At 42.2% G+C, this 22,074-nt stretch carries 20 protein-coding genes; 6 read left to right on the top strand and 14 right to left on the bottom strand.

From position 1 onward, the window contains the following. Positions 1-2: 2 nt before the first annotated feature. The 12 genes from ACIGBM_RS12035 to ACIGBM_RS12090 form a co-directional block, all read right to left on the bottom strand. Positions 3-1,700, bottom strand: coding sequence for an ATP-binding protein (locus ACIGBM_RS12035; protein WP_397477898.1), 1,698 nt, complete (start codon positions 1,698-1,700; stop codon positions 3-5). 329 nt (positions 1,701-2,029) lie between these two features. Beyond that, entirely contained in the window at positions 2,030-2,746 is a 717-nt protein-coding gene (locus ACIGBM_RS12040) for a response regulator (protein WP_057761994.1), read from the bottom strand. A 600-nt stretch (positions 2,747-3,346) separates the two neighbouring features. Further along, the gene (locus tag ACIGBM_RS12045; protein ID WP_057761996.1) at positions 3,347-3,763 is read right to left on the bottom strand and encodes a F0F1 ATP synthase subunit epsilon; all 417 of its coding nucleotides are present in this window, start codon (positions 3,761-3,763) and stop codon (positions 3,347-3,349) included. A gap of 114 nt (positions 3,764-3,877) precedes the next feature. Beyond that, the gene (gene atpD, locus ACIGBM_RS12050; protein WP_397477899.1) at positions 3,878-5,311 is read right to left on the bottom strand and encodes a F0F1 ATP synthase subunit beta; all 1,434 of its coding nucleotides are present in this window, start codon (positions 5,309-5,311) and stop codon (positions 3,878-3,880) included. A gap of 38 nt (positions 5,312-5,349) precedes the next feature. After that, positions 5,350-6,231 (bottom strand): F0F1 ATP synthase subunit gamma, encoded by an 882-nt coding sequence (atpG, locus tag ACIGBM_RS12055; RefSeq protein ID WP_102093132.1) that lies wholly within the window; start codon positions 6,229-6,231, stop codon positions 5,350-5,352. Positions 6,232-6,447: 216 nt separating this feature from the next. Further along, the gene (gene atpA, locus ACIGBM_RS12060) at positions 6,448-7,992 is read right to left on the bottom strand and encodes a F0F1 ATP synthase subunit alpha (RefSeq protein WP_057762002.1); all 1,545 of its coding nucleotides are present in this window, start codon (positions 7,990-7,992) and stop codon (positions 6,448-6,450) included. Positions 7,993-8,085: 93 nt separating this feature from the next. Beyond that, positions 8,086-8,709 (bottom strand): F0F1 ATP synthase subunit delta, encoded by a 624-nt coding sequence (locus tag ACIGBM_RS12065; RefSeq protein ID WP_057762004.1) that lies wholly within the window; start codon positions 8,707-8,709, stop codon positions 8,086-8,088. A gap of 13 nt (positions 8,710-8,722) precedes the next feature. Continuing rightward, positions 8,723-9,193 carry a F0F1 ATP synthase subunit B gene (locus ACIGBM_RS12070; protein ID WP_101205956.1) on the bottom strand — a complete coding sequence of 157 codons (471 nt, stop codon included), beginning with the start codon at positions 9,191-9,193 and terminating at the stop codon, positions 8,723-8,725. A gap of 117 nt (positions 9,194-9,310) precedes the next feature. Beyond that, entirely contained in the window at positions 9,311-9,559 is a 249-nt protein-coding gene (atpE, locus tag ACIGBM_RS12075; RefSeq protein WP_010197960.1) for a F0F1 ATP synthase subunit C, read from the bottom strand. 33 nt (positions 9,560-9,592) lie between these two features. After that, on the bottom strand, positions 9,593-10,459 hold the full coding sequence (gene atpB, locus ACIGBM_RS12080) for a F0F1 ATP synthase subunit A (RefSeq protein ID WP_101205957.1): 867 nt from the start codon (positions 10,457-10,459) through the stop codon (positions 9,593-9,595). Positions 10,460-11,135: 676 nt separating this feature from the next. Next, entirely contained in the window at positions 11,136-11,534 is a 399-nt protein-coding gene (locus ACIGBM_RS12085) for an ATP synthase subunit I (protein ID WP_397477900.1), read from the bottom strand. Positions 11,535-11,811: 277 nt separating this feature from the next. Next, on the bottom strand, positions 11,812-12,705 hold the full coding sequence (locus tag ACIGBM_RS12090; protein WP_290178525.1) for a metal ABC transporter substrate-binding protein: 894 nt from the start codon (positions 12,703-12,705) through the stop codon (positions 11,812-11,814). Positions 12,706-12,915: 210 nt separating this feature from the next. Here ACIGBM_RS12090 and ACIGBM_RS12095 point away from each other — a divergent pair, with 210 nt between their 5' ends. The 6 genes from ACIGBM_RS12095 (at position 12,916) to gluQRS (ending at position 18,599) form a co-directional block, all read left to right on the top strand. Next, positions 12,916-13,494, top strand: a complete 579-nt coding sequence (locus ACIGBM_RS12095) for a Fur family transcriptional regulator (RefSeq protein ID WP_191114371.1) — start codon at positions 12,916-12,918, stop codon at positions 13,492-13,494. 72 nt (positions 13,495-13,566) lie between these two features. Next, the gene (locus tag ACIGBM_RS12100; RefSeq protein ID WP_397477901.1) at positions 13,567-14,364 is read left to right on the top strand and encodes a metal ABC transporter ATP-binding protein; all 798 of its coding nucleotides are present in this window, start codon (positions 13,567-13,569) and stop codon (positions 14,362-14,364) included. Positions 14,365-14,477: 113 nt separating this feature from the next. After that, a complete protein-coding gene (locus tag ACIGBM_RS12105) occupies positions 14,478-15,281 on the top strand; it encodes a metal ABC transporter permease (protein ID WP_397477902.1) in 804 nt (267 codons plus the stop codon). A gap of 309 nt (positions 15,282-15,590) precedes the next feature. Continuing rightward, positions 15,591-16,430, top strand: coding sequence for a metallophosphoesterase (locus ACIGBM_RS12110; protein ID WP_397477903.1), 840 nt, complete (start codon positions 15,591-15,593; stop codon positions 16,428-16,430). Between the two features lie 493 nt (positions 16,431-16,923). Then, positions 16,924-17,361: an RNA polymerase-binding protein DksA gene (dksA, locus tag ACIGBM_RS12115; RefSeq protein ID WP_057762021.1), complete on the top strand. Its 438-nt coding sequence runs from the start codon at positions 16,924-16,926 to the stop codon at positions 17,359-17,361. A 242-nt stretch (positions 17,362-17,603) separates the two neighbouring features. Continuing rightward, positions 17,604-18,599, top strand: coding sequence for a tRNA glutamyl-Q(34) synthetase GluQRS (gene gluQRS / locus ACIGBM_RS12120; RefSeq protein WP_397477904.1), 996 nt, complete (start codon positions 17,604-17,606; stop codon positions 18,597-18,599). Positions 18,600-18,726: 127 nt separating this feature from the next. Here the strand turns inward: gluQRS and ACIGBM_RS12125 are convergent, their stop codons facing one another. Both ACIGBM_RS12125 and murD read right to left on the bottom strand, forming a co-directional pair. After that, on the bottom strand, positions 18,727-19,923 hold the full coding sequence (locus ACIGBM_RS12125; protein WP_180958148.1) for an FtsW/RodA/SpoVE family cell cycle protein: 1,197 nt from the start codon (positions 19,921-19,923) through the stop codon (positions 18,727-18,729). A gap of 280 nt (positions 19,924-20,203) precedes the next feature. Next, a complete protein-coding gene (gene murD / locus ACIGBM_RS12130; RefSeq protein ID WP_397477905.1) occupies positions 20,204-21,628 on the bottom strand; it encodes a UDP-N-acetylmuramoyl-L-alanine--D-glutamate ligase in 1,425 nt (474 codons plus the stop codon). Positions 21,629-22,074 lie beyond the last annotated feature (446 nt).

Here is a 22,074-nt window from a genome sequence, read left to right on the forward strand (position 1 = left end):
GTCTAATCTGACAACTTAGTATCGAAGTCGCGCTCGCTTTTCTCTTGCGTCAATTCATCAGCAGCAAGAATCTGCGTCAATGGTTTAATAGGCCACGTCATCACAAACCTTGCTCCGCCTAACTCACGGCTCTCATCTACTTTCATACTACCATTAAACCAAAAGGCGATACGCGATACAATAGACAAGCCTAGGCCATAGCCACCTGAGGCGCGTGTACGACTATCATCTAAGCGTGAAAATGGAATAAATACTTTTTCGCGATCTGCCTCAGGAATACCATGTCCATCATCTTCGACACTGACGAAGGCATTGCCTTTTTTGACACCAGCACTAATGATAATAGTTGTTTCTGCATAGCGTAACGCATTACCTGCAAGGTTCTGAATCACACGGTGTAAGTAGCGTCTATCCGCAACTGCCGTTACTTTTGCATTTGGCAAACTGGTTACTATTTTGATGGGTTTACCGAGTGCATTGGTTTCGCGCTCGATCTGCTCTAACAGCTCTCTTAAGTTTACTGGTTCTAAATCTAACTTTGGCGACCCTTCCTCAAGCTTAGCATAGGTCAAAATCTCATCAATCAAACCATTAAGCGACTCAATATCTTCATCAATATAGTCACGCTGCATAAAACGTGAGTCTTCGTCATCCGTATCAGCAAGCATATCTACTGCAAATCGAATACGAGCCACTGGCGTACGCAGCTCATGTGAGACCGCTCGAGTAAGCTCTCGCTGTGATTCAATCAAACGCTTAATATGTGAGGTCATGGCATTAAAAGTCGCTGACAAACGCGCTATTTCATCTTGACCAATCACCTGTACTTGAATATCAAGGTTACCTTGGCTGACCTCATTCACACCTACCTGAATCAATTGTAGCTTACGTTCAAGCGGGAAGATGAGCGCATATACACCTAAGCTAATTAGGAACATGCTGATAAGAATCATACTGATAATTAAGTTAAGCGGAAACCAATTAAATAACGGTATAGGCCCAATTAAAATTGCCATATCATTGATTTCAGAGGGTACTATTACCCTAATCGCAGAGTTACTCGTACTACTGTTAGTATCTTGCAGTGATATGACAACTTCATCACGACGCAGACGAGACAGCTGATCTGAATCTAACTCAAGTGTATTGACAGCTTTGAACGCTAAAGGGAAAGAAAACTTTTTCTCCAATTCAGCCAAACGTGCGCGCTTGTCCGATAGCGTCATGTGATAAGACAAATCATCTAATAAAAAGACCGCGATTGCCCGTACTTGCTGTTCGGTAACTTGAGAGATTCTTGCTGTTAAAACACTCTTATTATCCGGCAGACGATAATAAACATCTGCATATACAGGCTGGTTAAAATAACGTACAACGGTATTATCATTTTTAAAGCGGCGTAACTCACTGGCGCTAAAATCTACTTCGTCAATAGGCAAGACTTTAAAAGTAGTACCAAACAAACTACTCGCATCTGATAACCAATATTCACGCTCTTCTTCGCTGTTTTGGTGAGCAATTCCTTCACTCACCAAATGAAATGCCCCCATTGCCATATTTTCACGATAGGACTGCACACGCTCCTTATTAATGGTATCCATCAATAACTGCGCAAAGAGTGCCACACACAAGCAGACTATAAGTAGCCCAGCATAGATACGAACAAAAATACTGTGTTTTAAAGAAGAGACTAATGACATACGTGCCGTGACCAACTTAATAAATAAAGATTGCTAATATCATCAAACATATAAGTAGTGCTACGTGTTTGATGATATCGAACATAATCGAATAGAGATAGACTTTAACTTTGACTTTTAATTACCGCATTTTAATTCATATGCAGCAATCATCCAAAGACTTATATGTATGACATATATTTAGTCAGCGTCTATAATAATGGGTTAATTAAACCACATAACACTGCATTTAAGTTTAAAAATTAGAATTTAGCCACAAAAAAACCAGCATCGTTGCTGGTTTTTTCGAATAGTGATTAATAATTAATCAACCTATAGAAGCAACAATATTAGTTGCCTTCTTTTACGAATAGATAGCCTTTACTACGTACGGTCTTAATACGTTTTGGATTTTCTGGATCATCACCGATTTTTGGACGAATACGTGAGATACGTACGTCAATTGAACGATCTTGACCATCATATTCGATACCACGTAGACGCTCAAAGATATCTTCACGAGATAGAATACGACCTGCATTAGAAGCAAGTAACCATAGTAAATCGTATTCAGCACTGGTGAAATCAACCAACTCATCACCTAGGTTAACTGAACGACCACCGTTATCAATTACTAACTCGCCAAACTCTAGACGTTGTGGCACATCTTCTGATGGTGCATTTTCTGAGCGGCGTAATAGCGCACGAATACGTGCAAGCAATACACGTGGCTGAGCAGGCTTAGCAACATAGTCGTCAGCACCCATCTCAAGACCCAATACCTGATCCATGTCTTCAGTACGTGCAGTCAACATCAAAATTGGATTTTGATAATGCGGGCGTACTTCACGGCAGACGGTCAAACCATCGCTACCAGGTAGCATGACATCAAGTACAACCATATCTGGCTGCTCATTGACGATACGGCGAATAGCACGATTACCATCAGTTTCAATTGCCACTTCTAAACCATTTTTGACCAAGTAATCTTGAGTTAACATGGCAAGACGCTCATCATCTTCAACAATCAAGATTCGGGGGGTGTTGTCTTCTTCATTCGTTGTCATTGTTATATCCTCTAATACATCTAATTTAAAAGCAGTAAAAGTAAGAGCGGTAAAATTAATAGCACCATATAGTGGCACAATTGATGTTCGTATAGCTGTTACAAACTTGGTAGCACAGTATACTATTAAATTATCAGCTTCCTATACTATAGCTGATAGTCGGTAACAAAACCTATAAACTACCCCTATCAAAACTTTAGTTTGCGTCCAGAAATTACGCCAATTACTTCATTAGTACATCGCAATTTGTATTATCTATCGTTTGCTAATTATCCAAACCATCGAGCCAACATTATCGCGTACAGTTACTGCTCGTTACTTATAATACGTTATGTCTAATATAACCATATATTACCGTTGTCGCCAGTGTCTTTTTAAGAAAATTCTAATAGGCGATGATTCATTGATAATAAAAGATTTTTCCTAAGAATGAATTGAACTACCGCAAATACTATCCAAGTAATAACTATATGTATTTACCGTAGAACAGTTAATTTCATAATGAATAGGCATAAAAAAACAGCCCATATAATGGACTGTCTTTTTATCATTACTTCTAGCGATAACTATAAATGATTAGCTAGAGCTATCAGTAATAAATTACGCGCGGTTTTTGTACTTACGAATAGTCTGTAATTGTCCTACTGACTCTGCAAGTGAGGCCAAAGCCGCATTGGTTTGTAGCGTATCAGACTGGTTAACTAGCATTTGCTCAGCTTTTTTACGTGCTTCGACGATTTTGCTTTCGTCAAGATTGTGTGCACGCATGGCTGTATCAGCCAATACCGTAACCATCTTAGGCTGTACTTCTAGTACACCGCCTGAGACGTAAATTACTTCTTCTTCACCGTTTGGTGTTTGCACTCGCATTGCACCTGGCTTTAGCAAAGTAATAAGCGGTGTGTGACCTGGCAATACACCAATCTCGCCTTCGGTACCAGTAGCTATTAACATGCTAATTTCGCCTGAATACAACTCTTCACGAGCACTTACGACGCGACATTGTAACGTTGCCATACTTAATTCCTTACCATCAAAGCGCGATCAAAAAACAGTAAAACTGCGATGCGTTACTGAAGAGTAGATACAAGGTTTATATTATATCTACTCGTTAGCTTATGCTTATACAACTTACGCTGACTTAGACTTCATTTTTTCAGCTTTAGCGACTACTTCATCGATGCTACCAGCCATGTAGAACGCCTGCTCTGGTAGGTCATCGTATTCACCAGCGATGATTGCTTTAAAGCTAGCAATGGTATCGCGTAGTGGTACATATTTACCAGGTGCACCAGTGAAGACTTCAGCTACGTGGAATGGCTGAGACAAGAAGCGCTGAATCTTACGAGCACGATAAACAACCAGTTTATCTTCTTCTGATAACTCATCCATACCCAAGATAGCGATGATGTCTTTAAGCTCTTTATAACGCTGTAGAACTTCCTGAACACCACGAGCAACATTGTAATGCTCTTCGCCGATTACTTGTGGATCTAGCTGACGTGATGTTGAATCCAATGGATCAACCGCAGGATAGATACCTTGTGATGCGATATCACGGCTTAGTACAACTGTTGCATCCAAGTGAGCAAACGTTGTAGCAGGTGATGGATCGGTCAAATCATCCGCAGGTACGTATACCGCCTGAACTGAAGTAATAGAGCCTGACTGAGTTGACGTAATACGTTCTTGTAGTAAGCCCATCTCTTCAGCTAGTGTTGGCTGATAACCAACCGCTGATGGCATACGACCAAGTAGTGCTGATACTTCTGTACCCGCTAGTGTATAACGGTAGATGTTATCAACAAACAATAGTACGTCACGACCTTTGCCAGTAACAGGATCTTTGGTATCACGGAAGTACTCAGCCATGGTCAAACCAGACAGTGCAACACGTAAACGGTTACCCGGTGGCTCATTCATCTGGCCATATACCATTGCTACTTTAGACTTACTAAAGTCTTCAGTGTTTACAACGCCAGCTTCCTGCATTTCGTGATAGAAATCGTTACCTTCACGAGTACGCTCACCAACACCAGCAAATACTGACAAACCTTCATGTTTTAGAGCGATGTTGTTAATCAGCTCCATCATGTTAACGGTTTTACCAACACCAGCACCACCGAACAGACCAACTTTACCACCTTTAGCAAACGGGCAAAGTAGATCGATAACTTTGATACCAGTCTCTAGTAGCTCAGTGCTGTTTGACTGATCCGCGTAGCTTGGCGCTTCACGGTGGATAGACCATTTTTCGTCAGCAACAACAGGACCTTCTTCATCGATAGGACGACCAAGAACATCCATGATGCGACCTAGCGTACCAGTACCTACAGGCACAGAGATAGGTGCACCAGTATTAGTAACAGGTAGGTTACGCTTTAAACCTTCGGTTGAACCCATTGCAATAGTACGTACAATACCGTCACCTAGCTGTTGCTGTACTTCTAGGGTAGTTTCGGTACCGTCTACTTGCAAGGCATCAAAAATTTGAGGAACTTCATTACGGTTGAACTCAACGTCAAGAACCGCGCCAATAATCTGTACAATACGACCGCTACTCATTGCGTTCTCCTTGAACTTCTATATATAGGTGTAGTCAATTATGAAACAGCAGCAGCACCGCCAACGATTTCCGAGATTTCTCGGGTAATCGCCGCTTGACGCAGCTTGTTATAAACCAACTGTAAATCGTTAATAAGGTCACCAGCATTATCTGTTGCCGCTTTCATCGCAACCATACGTGAAGACTGCTCAGAGGCAATGTTTTCCATTACCGCTTGATAAACAATCGACTCAATATAGCGACCAAGCAATTCATCAATTAACGTCTTGATGTCAGGCTCGTAGATATAATCCCAGCTAAGTTCTGTCTGTAGACCACTGTCTTCATCATCAAATGACTGCTCTGGTAGAGGAACCAACTGATTGACTGTTGGTTTCTGAGTCATCGCATTGACGAATCGGTTATATACCACATAGATACGGTCAATATTGCCGTTGCTATAGTCTTCAAGCATCGCTTGAACCGGTGCATTTAATTGTTCAAACGTTGGTTTATCGCCATAATCGGTCACAGCCGATGTAACTTTACCACCAAAGTTTTTGAAAAAACTCACACCTTTGGCACCGATGACTGCAAACTCAGCTTGTACAGACTGATCTTGATAATCTTGGATACTTTTAGTTAGGGCTTTGAATAAGTTAATATTCAAACCACCCGCTAGGCCACGGTCAGAGGTAATGACAATATAGCCAACCTTATTGACTGGACGCGATACCATATACGGATGTTTGTAGTCTGATGAGGCATGCACCAAATGTGAAATAACCCGGCGCATACTATCAGCATACGGGCGACCCACTTCCATGCGCTCTTGCGCACGGCGCATTTTACTTGCCGCTACCATTTGCATAGCACGAGTAATTTTCTGGGTGCTTTTAATACTGGTGACTTTGGCACGTATCTCTTTTAAGCTTGCCATAATGATTCCAATATAAGAGGGTTAAAAAGCATTGGCGCATGCGACAATCGTTTGATATACAACATCAATCCTACAGAATAACATTTTATATCTTGTGGCATTACGCGATCTAATACCGATAATGGTTAAAACAGTGGCGCAAATATCTGGTCAGACAACGCGCCACTTTATCAGCTCTAAGCTACAGTTATAACCAATTCGGCTTAACCCGTTAAATTAATAACTGTGATTTTGTTTAAAGGTCTCTAGAGATGACTTTAAACGACCTGCGATATCATCATTGTAGTTCGCAGTGTCATCAATCTCACGCATCAATTCACTTTGCTCATCATGCATATAACGTAGGTACGCTTCTTCGAAAGAACCAATCTTTTCGACAGGTACGTCAGCTAAGAAGCCTTCGTTTGAAGCATAGATAACGGCTGCTTGCTCAGAGATTGACATCGGCTGATACTGCTTCTGCTTCATCAATTCAGTCACACGCTCACCATGATCAAGCTGCTCGCGAGTTGCGTCATCAAGATCTGATGCGAACTGAGCGAATGCTGCTAGTTCACGATACTGAGCTAGAGCGGTACGAATACCACCAGATAGCTTTTTGATGATCTTAGTCTGAGCGGCACCACCAACACGAGATACCGAGATACCAGCGTTTACTGCTGGACGGATACCTGAGGCGAATAAACTAGACTCTAGGAAGATCTGACCATCAGTGATCGAAATCACGTTAGTTGGTACGAATGCAGATACATCACCAGCTTGTGTTTCAATGATTGGTAGAGCGGTTAAAGAACCAGTTTTACCTTTCACTTCACCGTTAGTGAACTTTTCTACGTAATCAGCATTTACACGTGATGCACGCTCAAGTAGGCGTGAATGTAAATAGAATACGTCACCAGGATAAGCTTCACGACCTGGCGGACGACGTAATAGTAGTGAAATCTGACGATAAGCAACTGCTTGCTTTGATAAGTCATCAAATACAATCAGTGCGTCTTCGCCGCGGTCACGGAAGTATTCGCCCATCGTACAACCTGAGTACGGTGCGATATACTGAAGTGCTGCAGGCTCTGATGCTGAAGCAACCACAACAGTGGTATATTCTAGTGCGCCAGTTTGCTCAAGCTTACGTACTACGTTAGCGATAGTCGAACGTTTCTGTCCGATAGCCACGTATACACATTTAATGCCTGACGCTTTCTGTGCGATGATCGCATCGATAGCCATCGCTGTTTTACCAGTCTGACGGTCACCAATGATAAGCTCACGCTGACCACGACCGATTGGAATCATGGTATCAACGGCTTTATAACCAGTCATTACTGGTTGATCTACTGATTGACGGTCGATAACGCCTGGAGCGATCTTTTCGACTTTATCAGTCATCTTGGCATCGATAGGACCTTTGCCATCAATAGGATTACCCAAAGCATCAACAACACGGCCTAACAGCTCAGGACCTACTGGTACTTCAAGAATACGACCAGTACAATAGGCTTTTTGACCTTCTTGCAGCTTTAGGTAATCACCAAGTACTACCGCGCCAACAGAATCACGCTCTAAGTTTAGAGCCATTCCGTAGATTTCGCCTTCAAACTCAATCATTTCGCCGTACATGGCATCTTCAAGACCATGAATCTGCACGATACCGTCAGATACTTTGACAATCGTGCCTTCATTCTTTGCAGTTGCACCCGCATCAAGGTCTTGAATACGCTGCTTAATCAGGTTACTGATTTCCGCTGGATTCAATTGTTGCATTGCCTTGTTTCCTTTAATTTATGATAACCCGCCCACTGACTTAATTGCTCTTATAATCATACAGCCAATATTTGACTATATTGATGATTGGCATTAGGCAGTTAGCTGTGTTTTTAACTGTTGTAACTTGCCGCGCATCGAATCATCAATGACTTTGTCACCGACTTTGATTGTAGCGCCTGCCAATAGACTTGGATCAACTGATTCGTGAATCACTACACTAGCATTTAGCGAGGCAGCAAGACGCGTTTGTAGCGTTTGACGCTGTTCATCAGTCAATGGGTAGGCAGAGGTCACATATGCGTCAAGCTGCTTTAAGCTTATTGCCTTGTGACGGCGATAATGCTCATAAACTTCAGGAAGCAGCGCCAGACGCTCTTGTTCTGATAACTGTTTAACGAAGTTACTAAGTGCTACTGATACTTTTGGATAGCTTACGTTACTGTCAAGGCTAGTCCCTTGAGCTTCGCTTAATAACTGCTTAAAAGCAGAATCATTAGCGCTAGCTACTTGCGTATCATAAAGATCGACCAAAGCAGCTGACTTATGCTCAGCAGAAACAGCTGGATTGTCTAGCCAAGTACTGAACGACTTGTCATTGACAACAGTGCTAGCAACAAGTAAGAAGTTTTCCCACTCGTTGACTGCGCCGTTTTCGTTGGCATAGTCAAACGCGGCTTTAGCGTACGGTCGTGCTAAGGTTGATAAGTCAGCCATTATATCCTCACAATTACAGCTTCGCCGCCAGTTGGTCTAACATACTGGCATGTTTTTGCACATCGACTTTGTCTTGCAAAATCTTCTCTGCACCAAGTACAGCCAGTTCAGCAACTTGGGCACGCAATGATTCACGCGCTTGATTGATTTCTTGATCGATAGATGCTTGCGCTTGTTGACGAATGCGCTCGCCTTCCGCTTGGGCTTGCGATTTTGCATCTTCGACGAGCTGATTGGCACTCTTGTTCGCTTGCTCGATTAGAGCGGCAGCCTTGGTCTTTGCAAGATCAAGTTCCTGCTGGACATTTTGCTCCGCGGTCGCCAAATCTGCTTTTGCTTTTTCTGCGGCATTCAGACCTTCAGCGATTTTACGCTGACGCTCATTGATGGCACCGATAAGTGGTGGCCACACGAATTTCATGCAAAAAATCACAAATATTGCAAAAGCAATGGCTTGACCGACGAGGGTAAAATTGATATTCACGTGATCACCTCTTTGTTAATGAAAAATCAGTTTCATTGATCATGTTTGGTAGTCAAATCTTGACTATATTTGATAGAAAGTCTCCGAATACCAAACATTTACAACTGAGCTTTCGGATTAACCTGCTAGAGGGTTAGCGAACAACAATAGCATAGCAATACCAACACCGATCATCGGAATAGCATCAAGAAGACCTGCTACGATGAACATACGAGTTTGCAATTGTGAGCCAAGCTCTGGTTGACGCGCAACGCCTTCTAAGAATTTTCCACCTAGAATAGCAAAACCAATACCTGTGCCAAGTGCGCCAAGACCGATAAGTAGTGCTACTGCGATAACTGTGTAACCACCTAATACTGGATCCATTGATGTATCCTCATTTACCTATTGAATGTCTAATTAATGTTCAGTTGATGATGCAAGCGACATGTAAACTATCGTCAGCATCATGAATACGAACGCTTGAAGTGTAATAACTAAGATGTGGAAGATAGCCCACGGTACCGATAACGCCCATTGAATCCAAAACGGCATTAGAGCAATCAGTATGAAAATCAATTCCCCAGCATACATGTTGCCGAATAGACGCAAACCAAGTGATACAGGTTTGGCTATTAGAGTAACTGCTTCTAGGATGAAGTTGATGGGAATCAAAATCGCTTGTACGATTGGGTTTTTGGCACCAAACGGATGCAGTGTTAACTCACCGATAAAGCCGCCCAAACCTTTTTCTTTAATGCTATAAAAGATAATCAGTGCAAAGACAGAGAACGACATGCCAAGCGTGATGTTAGGATCAGTCGTTGGAACAATCTTAAAGAAAACATGATGTGGATCATGGCCCATAGCGGCACCAATTTGTCCAGCAATACCTGGAATGAAATCAACAGGTATCAAATCCATCAAGTTCATCAAAAAGATCCAGACAAAAATGGTCAACGCCAATGGCGCAATCAGTTTTGATGTACCACTATATGAATCACGAACGTTGTTATCAACAAACTCAACGATCATCTCAACTGCTGCCTGAGTTTTTCCTGGCACGCCTGAAGTGACTTTTTTGGCAACCATCCAAAAGACGGCGCAAAATAAGATACCTAGACCAATCGACCATAGCATAGAATCAAGATGGATAGCGTTAAAGCCCATTGCCCCTGCTTCTTCAGCAGTATGAGCAACTTTCCAACCTTCGCCCGGCAGATAGCCATACGTCCAATTCGTTAAGTGGTGAGAGATATATTCTGATGATGTTTGCTCGGATGCCATAATGTAAGCTTCTTATTAATCAACGATTTAATCAACTACCAAAAATATGGTTGTCATCTGATGAGGTGTAGTATTGATATCTATCTTGCTATTAAGCAGACAAATAAACCTTACTAAAACACTCATGTAACCAACAACATCCAACCCATAGTTCTATTACTAATATGCAATATTTGATAGCGTGAGATAAATTTTAGCTATCAAAAAAGGGCTTATGATAACTCAGTAATAGCCCTTGCATTTTTATACGCAAAATTATTATATATGTGCTTGCCCACTGACCGTTTTTTACGATCGGCGCTTAATGTAGCGCTTATAAGCAAAATATTTAGCCGCCTATATTAATGCAGCGTTGTATTCGTGTAAAGTCAATTGTGATTTTTTTATCCACTGTATGAATAAGTTAGCCACCAGTTTTACTTGCTAATATAGCTACTAACCATAATTAGATAACAGTACTCTAATTATCAGCAATACAGATAGTTGAATAACCCCTACCCTCTCACTGCATACTACGTCTAACATTGAGACTCATAGTGCGGTCTTTATAATCACTGGTGCTATCCTAAGACAGCGTTGTGCTTCGACTTTTCGAACTAGTCATAGAGAAGCTGGACGGCAGGGTGACTTGCCAGTACTATTAATAAACCATCTGTTTAGCGATCATTTATTAGCGCTAGCGTATATGCCACAACATCCAACTGTGACTAATTTGCATTACCATAAAACCGATAAACAGCGCTGGCGCAGATAGGGGTTGTACGGTAATAAAAATTAGTGCAAAACCAAACACGGTCAATAACCATTTTGACATTTGACCCCGATATAGCTGGCTAACGATGTGTTGGCGCGCGCGATATCCGGTGTACCAAAAAACAAAAAACGCAAATACTGCTTGAGTGATAAAACTTAGTAGCGCACCAATTGCAGCGCTTTTTGCTATCGTAAGCTCACTATGTAGCCAAATAGTATCTACTATCCAAGCAATGATAATAAGGATAAATAGTATCCATACTTGTCGTTTAATATAGATGCCAATCTTGTCTTTTTGCGTGCGTTTGGCAGGCTTGGTCATCGGTATTCCTATAGCCCTTACAGCATTGGGACAATATATCATACTTATGATAATTTTATCCGTGAATGACTTACTCTACAGGCATTACCTTTCGGCCAAAATAAAACGCTACTTATTATAGGTAGAGCGTAACTATTAAGCAAGTAAAATATGACTTTTATCAGTCACCTAACGCATTTTGCTAAGATTATTATATTATGCAGTCTGTAATAAATGCTTGAAGCGAAGCTATACAACCAACTCAAACAATCCTAGCAAATTGCTGTTCTTGATTACATTATGAGATACATTGATATATCTGCTTGGCCATACTCTGCCAACCGCTGATAAAGTCATCGCTACTACTCATATCTTCTGGCTGTACCGTACTCTTCACTGGTTGTAGCTTCGCAAGTAAGCCTTTTGCTGGCTCACTTGGACTGACCAAACACATTTGTTTGGCTGGGCGTTGCTCATTCAACCAACGGAGTTGGCTTGCTTTGGGCGATAGATGATGATCCACGCTAAGGCTACCAACGAGCGTTAAGTTTAAGCTGTCTTCGATATATTGATAGGCATCATGATAAGCCCAATAAGGTCGTGTTTTTGAGTCACTCTGAGTAAAGCTTTGCTCAAATGTAGCAACTTCTTCGTCTAGCTGCTGCGCAAATTTTTTCGCGTTGGCTTGGTATAGATCTTTATATTGTGGATTGGCATGACTATGAATCACAGCCAATGCACGGGTAATGGCTTTGGCATTTTCAGGATCTAGCCAAATATGTGGATCTAGTGTACCCGCGATAGCGTTGCCCTTTACATCACGTAATGGATGTCGATTGAATGCATCGAACTCAAATAAAGCAATGGTATTCGGGGCTGTTTTTAGGCTTGCTGCTAGATTGTTTTCTAGCGGCTCACCAAACCATACGACGAACTTGCTGTCTTTGATTGCCTTGATATCACCAGGGCTGATACTACCATGATGCCCAACCTCCCCCGCTTGCAATAGTCGATTGGCTGATGGCGCACCTTCTGTTACTGCTTCACTTAACAAGAATAGCGGATAATTACTAACACTGACCGTTGCAGCTTGTGCATTCAGTGTGAAAGTTCCTAAAACTATCAGTCCTGTCATTAGCAAGCGCTGTAATGTGATAAGCGAACGTACGGAGTAAGTAAAAACAGCGTTCATAGTAAGCTCTTTTATTGTTAGATAGCATTGTTGGATAACGAACGTATGAGTAATAGTGTCCTGCCCCACTCCTGTAAAAAGGGTAGATATACAAGACTACTATAAGACAATTAACTCAGTTCTTATTTTAGTATGTTATACTATAACAATAAAAAACGCTATCATAAAAAACGTCATGCGATTACCATGCTATTTTTAGGAGCTTGTACCATGTCTATTACTTCATCGATCTGCGAACATTTGCATGATGTGCAAGATCTGACTCCGCATGATGTTTATGAACGCTTAGCAGCAGCTAAAGAGCATTGCCGCCTAAATGGCGCGCGCTTTACGCCTTTGCGTCAGCAGATATACCAATTGGTTTTAGAGGCGGATCAGCCCGTTGGCGCTTATGACCTAATCACTCAGTTGCAGCAAATGCGGTTGTCTATACCTGATGACAGCGATATTCAAAAAGTAGCGAGCTCACCAACACTTTCGGTAGAAACTAAGACAACCAAAAAACGCGCGCCAAAAAACGTCGCGCCACCAACGGTTTATCGCAGTTTAGAGTTTTTGCTAAGTGAAGGGTTGATTCATCAGTTAACCTCTATTAATGCTTATGTTCCTTGCTGTCATCCGCGCGCCCAACATACAGCCGCCTTTTTGATCTGCGATCAGTGTCAACGAGTGCAAGAATGCAGCAGCCTACCTGTTCAGGAAATGATGAGCTTCGCCGAGCAAGATGTGGGGTTTGTGGTTGAGCGTAGTGTCATTGAGCTTAGCGGTCGTTGCCAAGCTTGTCAGTAGAGCTACTATGGTTTGTGTAAACGTTTTAAGCATGATTCGTCGATTGTCTATTTACCTATGCGTTGTCATATTATGAATACCTCTACCCTACCTTATAATCAGTCAAATCCTGCTGTTACAAATGACAGTACTGTGAGTAACGCTGACAAATTATTGAGCTTAAACAATATCAGTTATCATATTGGGCCTCAACGCCTGCTCTCTCACATCGATATTGACATTGCTGTTAACGAGACAGTCAGCCTTATCGGTCCCAATGGCGCTGGTAAGTCAACGCTAGTCAAACTTATCTTAGGTTTGATTGAGTCAACTGATGGCTCTATGACAGCACATCAGCCGTTACAGCTTGGCTACGTACCGCAGCGATTTGCTGTACCACCGATATTGCCATTACGCGTTTGCGACTTGTTGGCGCAAGCAGATAAAAAACGTCTAACCCCTGAGCAGCGGCAGTTTATCTTTGATAACTTATCATTAACGCATTTACTGTCACGGCAGATGTTGCATTTATCAGGTGGTGAGACGCAGCGCGTACTATTGGCCAGAGCGCTACTAGACAAACCCAATTTGCTTATTTTAGACGAGCCAATGCAGGGGCTCGATCCTGATACTGAAGTTTGGCTATATCAGTTCATTGATGAGCTACCAGATTTCTTACGTTGCGCCATGCTAGTGGTGTCTCATGATTTGCACTGGGTCATGAAAGGCAGCCGCCGCGTCATTTGTTTGAACAAACATATTTGCTGTGAAGGACAACCAAGCGAGCTAGCTATTAGTACCGAATTTCAAAAGCTATTTGGTCATCATTACGAGCAGCCATACGTGCATCAGCCTCATTCCTGTGAACACCATGCGCCAAGCGAGTTATAGCGTTAGTAATCAAGGTTCGAAATCGTCGAAATCCAGCTCATTAAAGCCAAAACTATTAAACATATAAATAATACGGCTTTACTCTATTTATAAAAATTTTACGGACATTCATTATGACTGCTTGGTTAGCCATCATTGCGCCTGCTTGGATCGCTGGCAGTATATTAGCGTTGTTATCAGCGCCGTTAGGTTGCTTAGTATTGTGGCGGCGTATGGCGTTTTTCGCTGATGCCTTAGCCCATGGCACGTTGTTAGGTGTGGCGTTGGCTGTGTGGTGGCAACTGCCAATGGGTATCGGCATTGCATTAGTCAGTGTCATGGTCGTGCTGGGACTGGTCTTGATTGATGATGAGCGTCTGCCAGTGGATGCTGTATTGGCAGTCGTGTCAGTGTCGCTCTTGTGCCTAGGCTTACTGGCTTTGACCCAATTGACTGACCAACAGGCCAATGTGCTCGGGTTTTTATTCGGCAATTTGCTAGATCTCGATTGGGCAGATTTGCCTTTGCTTGCTGGTAGCGTATTAGCTGGCTTGGGACTGCTTATCTATATTTGGCCTGCGCAAATCAAGCTTGCAACACATGAAGCATTGGCACGTATTCAAGGTATCAACCCAACACGGCAACGACTGTTTTTTATGGGTGTACTGGCAGGGTTTTGTGCGATTGCACTACAAGCAGTTGGAAGTCTATTAATTAGCGGATTATTAGTGCTACCTGCACTGACCGCACGTCTATGGTCAGCATCGCCAAAACAAATGGTGATTATAGCGTTGATAATCGCTCAACTGGGTGTGACACTTGGTGTGTGGGGCAGTATTTTGCTAGATATCCAAACGGGTCTTTCTATCGTCTTGATATTAGCTGCTTTATTTTTTGCTGCACTCATTTTTTCGAAGTTAATAAAGATAAAACTTTAGTTAGCGTCGCTGTAAATACGTTATAATGAATAAATTACGACTATTTTTCGCTATCTTTTTGTTCGACTTTATTTTATTAATATAATGAATACTTTAGTTCAACATTACTATAAGTTGGCTCTAACTTTGATATTACTAGTTGATAGTATAAACATCGTTGATTGGAGACAAAGTAAGCTCAAGGCAAACGCTGTGCTCTTTTATAGTGGATTAATAATAATTATAAATACCCAGTGAAAAATAGTTGCTCATTTATCCATACTCGCGCTAACAATGCTTATTGTTGTGATTCGATAAGGGACTGGACCAATGCCAAACTATCCTGCCAATAAGTTAAGCACCTCTGATCAAACGATAAATATCTTGCAGATTACTGATTTGCACTTATCGACGCCTGTCCTTGTTGATGAGAGTAATACCTATAGTGATGACGTGACTTGTCAGCATAGTTTTGAAGCCGTGCTTCAACAGGCGCTTAGTGAAGATATTCGCTGTGATTTGATTATTGTGACTGGTGACTTGGTCAATCGAGTAAAGTCTTCAATTTATGATCATATCTTTACTGTATTACAGGCGACTCAGATTCCTTTTGCTTGTATTGCTGGCAATCATGATGTGACGGACGAGAATGGTAAAGACTTGCCGTTTTTTCAGCGAGAGCTTGTCGCTCAGCCTGCTGACTCACGTTTGTTAAGTCGTCATGTCATTGAGACTGAATACTGGCAGCTGTTGTTATTAGACTCCTCCATTTCTGGTAAGGTCGCAGGCGAGATTACGCCTACTGATATCAATTGGTTATGTGAGAGACTCAGCACCTGTGATAAGCCCGCATTAATCGCCCTACACCATCATATTGTTCCAGTTGACTCTGACTGGATTGATACCCATATGGCAGAAAACACTGAGAGTTTTTGGCAGCATATGGCACCATTTGAACAGCTACAAGTGGTGATCAGTGGGCATATTCACCAAGAGCAAGTTCGACTGCGCCAAGGCGTCACGGTGTATAGCACGCCATCCACCTGCTATCAGTTCAAACCCTACGAAGATGATTTTTCTTATGATGAACATGCATTACCAGGATATCGCTGGTTGCAATTAGCCAACAATGGAACAGTTGCAAGCTGGGTTGAAAGACTGGATACTTGATGCCCAGAATTATTGGTACTAGTAAAAGCTATAACCCTTTATACTTATAGCTTTCGTCAATAATTCCTAATCAAAAATGCAGTGATGAACAAATAAAAGATGCATTCAATATAAAAAATCACTTCATTATTATTACAAACAATGATACAACTTATGAAATAAAGCAAGGGTGGCCAAATATCTAATATGAAGTCACTGCACGATAGCTAGGATGGCCCATTAACCACAAGCTCAGTTTTCACAATCAATGACCTACGGCATGCTTTAGACAGTATTATTAAATACCGAAGTTTATATAACAACCTATCTAACAATCGGTATATAACTGTCAAGATATAAAGTCTACGATATTATTTGATCAGCTGTGTTACTTGTATTACCAAGTGGTGAAACGTTTGACAAAAGGACAAATTGTAGCGTTTGTAGCATTAATAACGTCTTGTCTTTTGATACGTCGTTTTATTGAATTAATTTGAAAAAGTAGGATACCCATATGAGCACCCTGACCACGAATCCGAGTGAAGTTAAATTTACTCCTTATGTGCCGGCCAAAGACGAAGAGTATATGTCTGATGCGCAGTTGGAGCACTTTAAGGCTATTTTATTGGATTGGAAAAACCAACTGATTGGCGAAGCGGATCGTACTAAAAACTACATCCAAGATGAGTCAAGCGCCATGCCAGACATCAATGACCGTGCCACTCAAGAAGAAGAGTTTGCATTGGCATTACGTACTCGCGACCGTGAGCGCAAACTTATCCGCAAAATTGACAAATCTATGTTAGAAATCGAAAATGATGACTATGGATTTTGTGAGACTTGTGGTGTAGAGATTGGATTACGTCGCCTTGAAGCACGTCCAACCGCTACCCAATGTATCGACTGCAAAACCTTATCTGAAATCAAAGAACGTCAAAACCAAGGCGCTTAGATCAGATATTACAGATATGAATGTAAGCAGAAGCGACCTTATAATAGGTCGCTTTTTGCATTTTAGACTGTCACTACTTTGCTGTATTGCTGACTTTGTTCTGAAAAACACAATCGCTTGAATAATGACATGACTAACAAAACAATCTCATTTAATGAATATCTTTTGATACTTATATTTATTATTCTATCTTTATTACCTCTTATAGACAGCCATTTATTTTGAAAACAATGCCTACCGCCATGCCGACTCAAACGCCACCATCACAGCCCATTGGCCGCTTTGCGCCTTCACCAACGGGTGAGTTACATCTTGGCTCTCTAACGACTGCGCTTGCCAGCTTCTGCCATATCAAATCACTCGGTGGTAAATGGCTGTTGCGTATGGAAGATACCGATACTGAACGCTGTGACAGGCAGTTCACTGAGCAAATTTTGATGGATCTTGAGGCCCTTGGGCTACATTGGGATGGTGATGTTATTTATCAGTCTGAGCGCATTGATATCTACAACGATTATCTATCATCATACCTAGGGCCGTTGACCTATGGCTGCCAATGCTCCCGTAAAGACTTAGAACAGTACTGGGCGCAAGAAGAGATAAGTAGAAACCATAGTCTTGCTAGCTTAGCTGCGCTGACCGACCAGACATCGTTAGACGAACAGGTTTCATCAATTAGCCAAGTACAGCCAAATCGGCAGCGCTATCCGCGGCGCTGTGTGGCAGCTGACCTTGATAGACAGCAGCATAAGCTACGTATTCAGCTACCAGACTATCGGATTGGGTTCAATGATGGTATTCAAGGACTACAATGGGATAATCCGCAGCAGACATTAGGCGATATGGTTGCTCGCCGTCAGGATGGCATGATTAATTATATACTGGCAGCCAGTCTCGATGATGGTCTACAGCAGGTTACTCATATCATGCGTGGTCTTGATATTCTACCTATGACGACGGCGCAAATCGGTATCATGCAAGCCGCGCGCCTACCCACTATTGATCAATGGTATCATCTGCCATTGATTAATAATGCTGATGGCCAAAAGCTCTCTAAGCAAAACCTTGCTCAACCCATCGATACATCAGACCCGAGTCAGCTAATTGCTGAAGCCCTATCGCTACTGCAGCAACCAAAGGTGGATATCGATACCCCTGAAAATATGCTTAAACAAGCCATTGCTCAATGGGATAACTCCCCGTTACAAGGCAAGCAACAGTTAAATTTGTCCTATTAATAGGAGTTCAAAGGCTATAAATAGACAATAAAAAGCGCCACTATAAGTGACGCTTTTATTGCAATAATGCTAAACACTATTTACCGAAAATCTGAAGCTATGCAACGACTATTATATATAGAGCCTATTAGTAATAACGACATTGGCTTTTTTCTATTTCAGGGCTTTCTTTATATATCTTTAATAATAGCGCGACCATAACCAAACTAATCAACATAGACGAACCGCCATAACTAAAGAACGGCATAGTCAGACCTTTGGTTGGAATGGCGCCCATATTCATCGCAGCGTTAATAATCGTCTGAGCAATAAATACCACACCGATTCCGAAAGCGGTATAGCTCATACGCATCTGGCGGCGTTTTAGCGCGTTGTAACTGATCCGCATCGCACTACCGATGATCAACGCTTCAAGTATCAGCACCATGCTGACACCGACGAACCCTAATTCTTCACCCGTAATGGCTAATAAAAAATCCGTATGCGCCTCAGGCAAATGCGACAGTTTCTGTACACTTTCACCATAGCCGACACCCGTGAACTGGCCACGGCCAAAGGCGATCAAACTACGTGCCAACTGATAATCGGTATCCTGCACGTCATCGAATGGATCCATAAACGACATCACACGCACCAATCGGTACTCTGCCGTAGTCACCATCAACACTGCACCGCCAACAGCAGCAGCCCCCAATGCTAAGAAATGCTTGTAAGGCGCCCCAGCGATATAAAAAATCGCGAACAGCGTACCAATAATGACGACAAAAGAACCAAAATCTGGCTGCGACAATAGCAGTATCGTTATCAGCGCCACTACCAGCATAATTCGTAAGAAACCGTCTAGGCCATTACGAACTTCAAAAGATCGGCGCACCACAAAGTCAGATACAAACACAATCATGACCAGTTTGGCTAACTCGGCTACCTGAAAGTTAAAACCACCTACCGTAAGCCAGCGTTTGGAACCATTGATTGGTGTGCTAAACAACGTGGCAACAAGCAGTAGCCCTGTGATGCCTAACAAAGCAAACTGGGTCTCGGTCTTATATAGGGTGCGTAAAGACACGCCATAATAAGGAATGACCGCAACGATTAAACCAATCGTCATATACAACAGCTGATTTTTGAAAAAATACAGCTCTGTCATACCGCGGCTAAGCGCAAAAGGAATAGAAGCAGAAGCAACCATCAGCAGACTAAGCACCATCATACAGCCGACGCTTGATAATAAAATTGCGCGCGCTGATGGCATAGACAGAACACCATCTGAGCCAGAGGCTTGCTTGGTTTGGGGCGAGGAACGAAAAAAAGAAGAGAGCGCCATAATTTTATATACACTAACAAACGAAAAAACACGGCGTCTATGAAACGCCACCGTTTAAAAAATCATAAAATAAATCGTACTAAATAGATGGTGATAGAAAACCTGTAACCATCGGCAAACGCCTTAGCTAGCACCTATTTTAGCAATCAGGATTATATGCTTGACAGTAGCAGTAATCTATAAGCAAAACAATCATTTATCCAGAAAATACTGGCTGTTGCTAGAGAAGAGACATCTGCTATGCCAATCTATATAGCTGCTTAATATATTCGACTACCTATCAAGCTTCTGATTGTGCGGTATCTAATTGATTGACCAGTTGGCTAAAGTGGTCACCGCGAGCCGCATAACCACTATATTGGTCAAAGCTGGCACAGGCAGGTGACAGCAATACAGCCTGTACTTGCGATAAACTACTAGTAGTGACTTGTTGGATAGTCGCAAAGGCATTCTCTAATGTCTGACACTGATGTAGCGCAACATCATCACTCAGTTTCGCAGCTCTTAAGTGCTTTTCAATCTGCTGGCCATCTTCACCAATGAACAAGACTTGGCTCACGTATTGATTGATAAAAGGCGTTAATTCACCAAACTGTTGCCCTTTGCCTTGCCCGCCTAAGATCAATAGTAGCTTACCGTCTTTTGGCGCATAGACTGCACCCAAGCCTTCGATAGCGGCCATGGTCGAACCAATATTTGTGCCTTTAGAATCATTGAAATAATCAATACCAGCAGCATTGGCCACATATTGGCAGCGGTGCTCAAGACCTGTGAACTGCTGCAAAGTGGTCAGCATACTCTCTAGAGGCAATCCTGCAAGCTCACCGAGTGCCAAAGCCGCTTGCGCATTCAGTAGATTATGACGACCTTTAATCAACAGTTTGTCTGCCGACAGTAATCGTTCTGTACCACGAGCAAGATAAGTTTGACCCTCTGTGTCGGTAATCAGACCATACTGACCTTTATCAGGAGCATGAATACCGGTACTAATTCTCGGTAGGTTGTCTGCGACCAATGGACGAGTCAGCGCATCTTCACGGTTAATCATCACTGACTTAGCACCTTGGAAAATACGATGTTTGGCTTGATGGTAGCCAAGCATGTCTCCATGACGATCTAAATGATCAGGCGACATATTGAGCACAGTCGCTACTTTTGCGCCCAAGTTAGTGACGGTTTCTAATTGGAAACTAGACAGCTCAAGCACCGCAAGCTCCATATCAGAATTATCTAGCAATGTTAAAGCTGGTACACCGATATTGCCGCCGACACCCACGTTAACGCTAGCATCTGCCGCCATTTGACCAACTAACGTAGTGACCGTACTTTTAGCGTTAGAGCCTGTAATTGCTACGATTGGTGCGGTACACGCTTCACAGAACAATTGAATATCGCTGACTACAGGAATATTGGCTTGGCGAGCAGCAGCCACAGCGGCAGTCTCGAGAGAAATACCTGGGCTAATAATAATACGTGCCGCTTGCTGCAATAAATCGGCATCTATCTCACCGAATTGACGAATCTCAATCTCGGCTGGCAACTGATCGGCCAACTTAGGGGTAGCTTGAGCATCAGTTACTGCGACTTGATAGCCTTGCTTGGCCAGATAATGCGCGACTGACAATCCAGACTGCCCCAAACCGACCACAACTTGTAGACCACTACCCTTATGAAGTAAGGCTTCTGTTGCTATGTTAGTGGTCATATCTATTCCTTCTATTAAACGAGAAAAGTTGTATCAAATAAATCTACTGTATAGCGACTCTAAACGACGCCGCTAAGATGTGCAGCATCTTAACGCCATCGTTCAGATTTCGGTACTGATTTTTTATGAGTTTATGCTATTATTCGCCTGTTTTTATATTAAGTGGCTAATGCTATAATAGTCAGCTTGATTAATATTTATCAGTATTTTGCTGAGCACATTGCTCAAGCATTTTAGTTTAGCATGTTGTCACATTTATCGCGCTATTGTCACGCCTCTTCATCAACGATTCTTGTTGTGATAAGGGTGTATCAGACAATTTTGATAATTTGACGAGTGATATATCACCTTCTACTACAGCAAGTGATTGCTGACTCTATATATTATTGTAGGTACATCTATCTAGTCGCCTATTTTAAGCAATCTTTTAAAAAATATTTTTAGGT

It is taken from the genome of Psychrobacter sp. NPDC077938, from assembly GCF_044542635.1.
Taxonomy (GTDB): Bacteria; Pseudomonadota; Gammaproteobacteria; order Pseudomonadales; family Moraxellaceae; genus Psychrobacter.

Coding starts and splice junctions, on each gene's coding strand:
- ACIGBM_RS12035 (WP_397477898.1), bottom strand. CDS start 1,700: ATGTCATTAGTCTCTTCTTTAAAACACAGTATTTTTGTTCGTATCTAT.
- ACIGBM_RS12040 (WP_057761994.1), bottom strand. CDS start 2,746: ATGACAACGAATGAAGAAGACAACACCCCCCGAATCTTGATTGTTGAA.
- ACIGBM_RS12045 (WP_057761996.1), bottom strand. CDS start 3,763: ATGGCAACGTTACAATGTCGCGTCGTAAGTGCTCGTGAAGAGTTGTAT.
- atpD (WP_397477899.1), bottom strand. CDS start 5,311: ATGAGTAGCGGTCGTATTGTACAGATTATTGGCGCGGTTCTTGACGTT.
- atpG (WP_102093132.1), bottom strand. CDS start 6,231: ATGGCAAGCTTAAAAGAGATACGTGCCAAAGTCACCAGTATTAAAAGC.
- atpA (WP_057762002.1), bottom strand. CDS start 7,992: ATGCAACAATTGAATCCAGCGGAAATCAGTAACCTGATTAAGCAGCGT.
- ACIGBM_RS12065 (WP_057762004.1), bottom strand. CDS start 8,709: ATGGCTGACTTATCAACCTTAGCACGACCGTACGCTAAAGCCGCGTTT.
- atpE (WP_010197960.1), bottom strand. CDS start 9,559: ATGGATCCAGTATTAGGTGGTTACACAGTTATCGCAGTAGCACTACTT.
- atpB (WP_101205957.1), bottom strand. CDS start 10,459: ATGGCATCCGAGCAAACATCATCAGAATATATCTCTCACCACTTAACG.
- ACIGBM_RS12085 (WP_397477900.1), bottom strand. CDS start 11,534: ATGACCAAGCCTGCCAAACGCACGCAAAAAGACAAGATTGGCATCTAT.
- ACIGBM_RS12090 (WP_290178525.1), bottom strand. CDS start 12,705: ATGAACGCTGTTTTTACTTACTCCGTACGTTCGCTTATCACATTACAG.
- ACIGBM_RS12095 (WP_191114371.1), top strand. CDS start 12,916: ATGTCTATTACTTCATCGATCTGCGAACATTTGCATGATGTGCAAGAT.
- ACIGBM_RS12100 (WP_397477901.1), top strand. CDS start 13,567: ATGAATACCTCTACCCTACCTTATAATCAGTCAAATCCTGCTGTTACA.
- ACIGBM_RS12105 (WP_397477902.1), top strand. CDS start 14,478: ATGACTGCTTGGTTAGCCATCATTGCGCCTGCTTGGATCGCTGGCAGT.
- ACIGBM_RS12110 (WP_397477903.1), top strand. CDS start 15,591: ATGCCAAACTATCCTGCCAATAAGTTAAGCACCTCTGATCAAACGATA.
- dksA (WP_057762021.1), top strand. CDS start 16,924: ATGAGCACCCTGACCACGAATCCGAGTGAAGTTAAATTTACTCCTTAT.
- gluQRS (WP_397477904.1), top strand. CDS start 17,604: ATGCCGACTCAAACGCCACCATCACAGCCCATTGGCCGCTTTGCGCCT.
- ACIGBM_RS12125 (WP_180958148.1), bottom strand. CDS start 19,923: ATGGCGCTCTCTTCTTTTTTTCGTTCCTCGCCCCAAACCAAGCAAGCC.
- murD (WP_397477905.1), bottom strand. CDS start 21,628: ATGACCACTAACATAGCAACAGAAGCCTTACTTCATAAGGGTAGTGGT.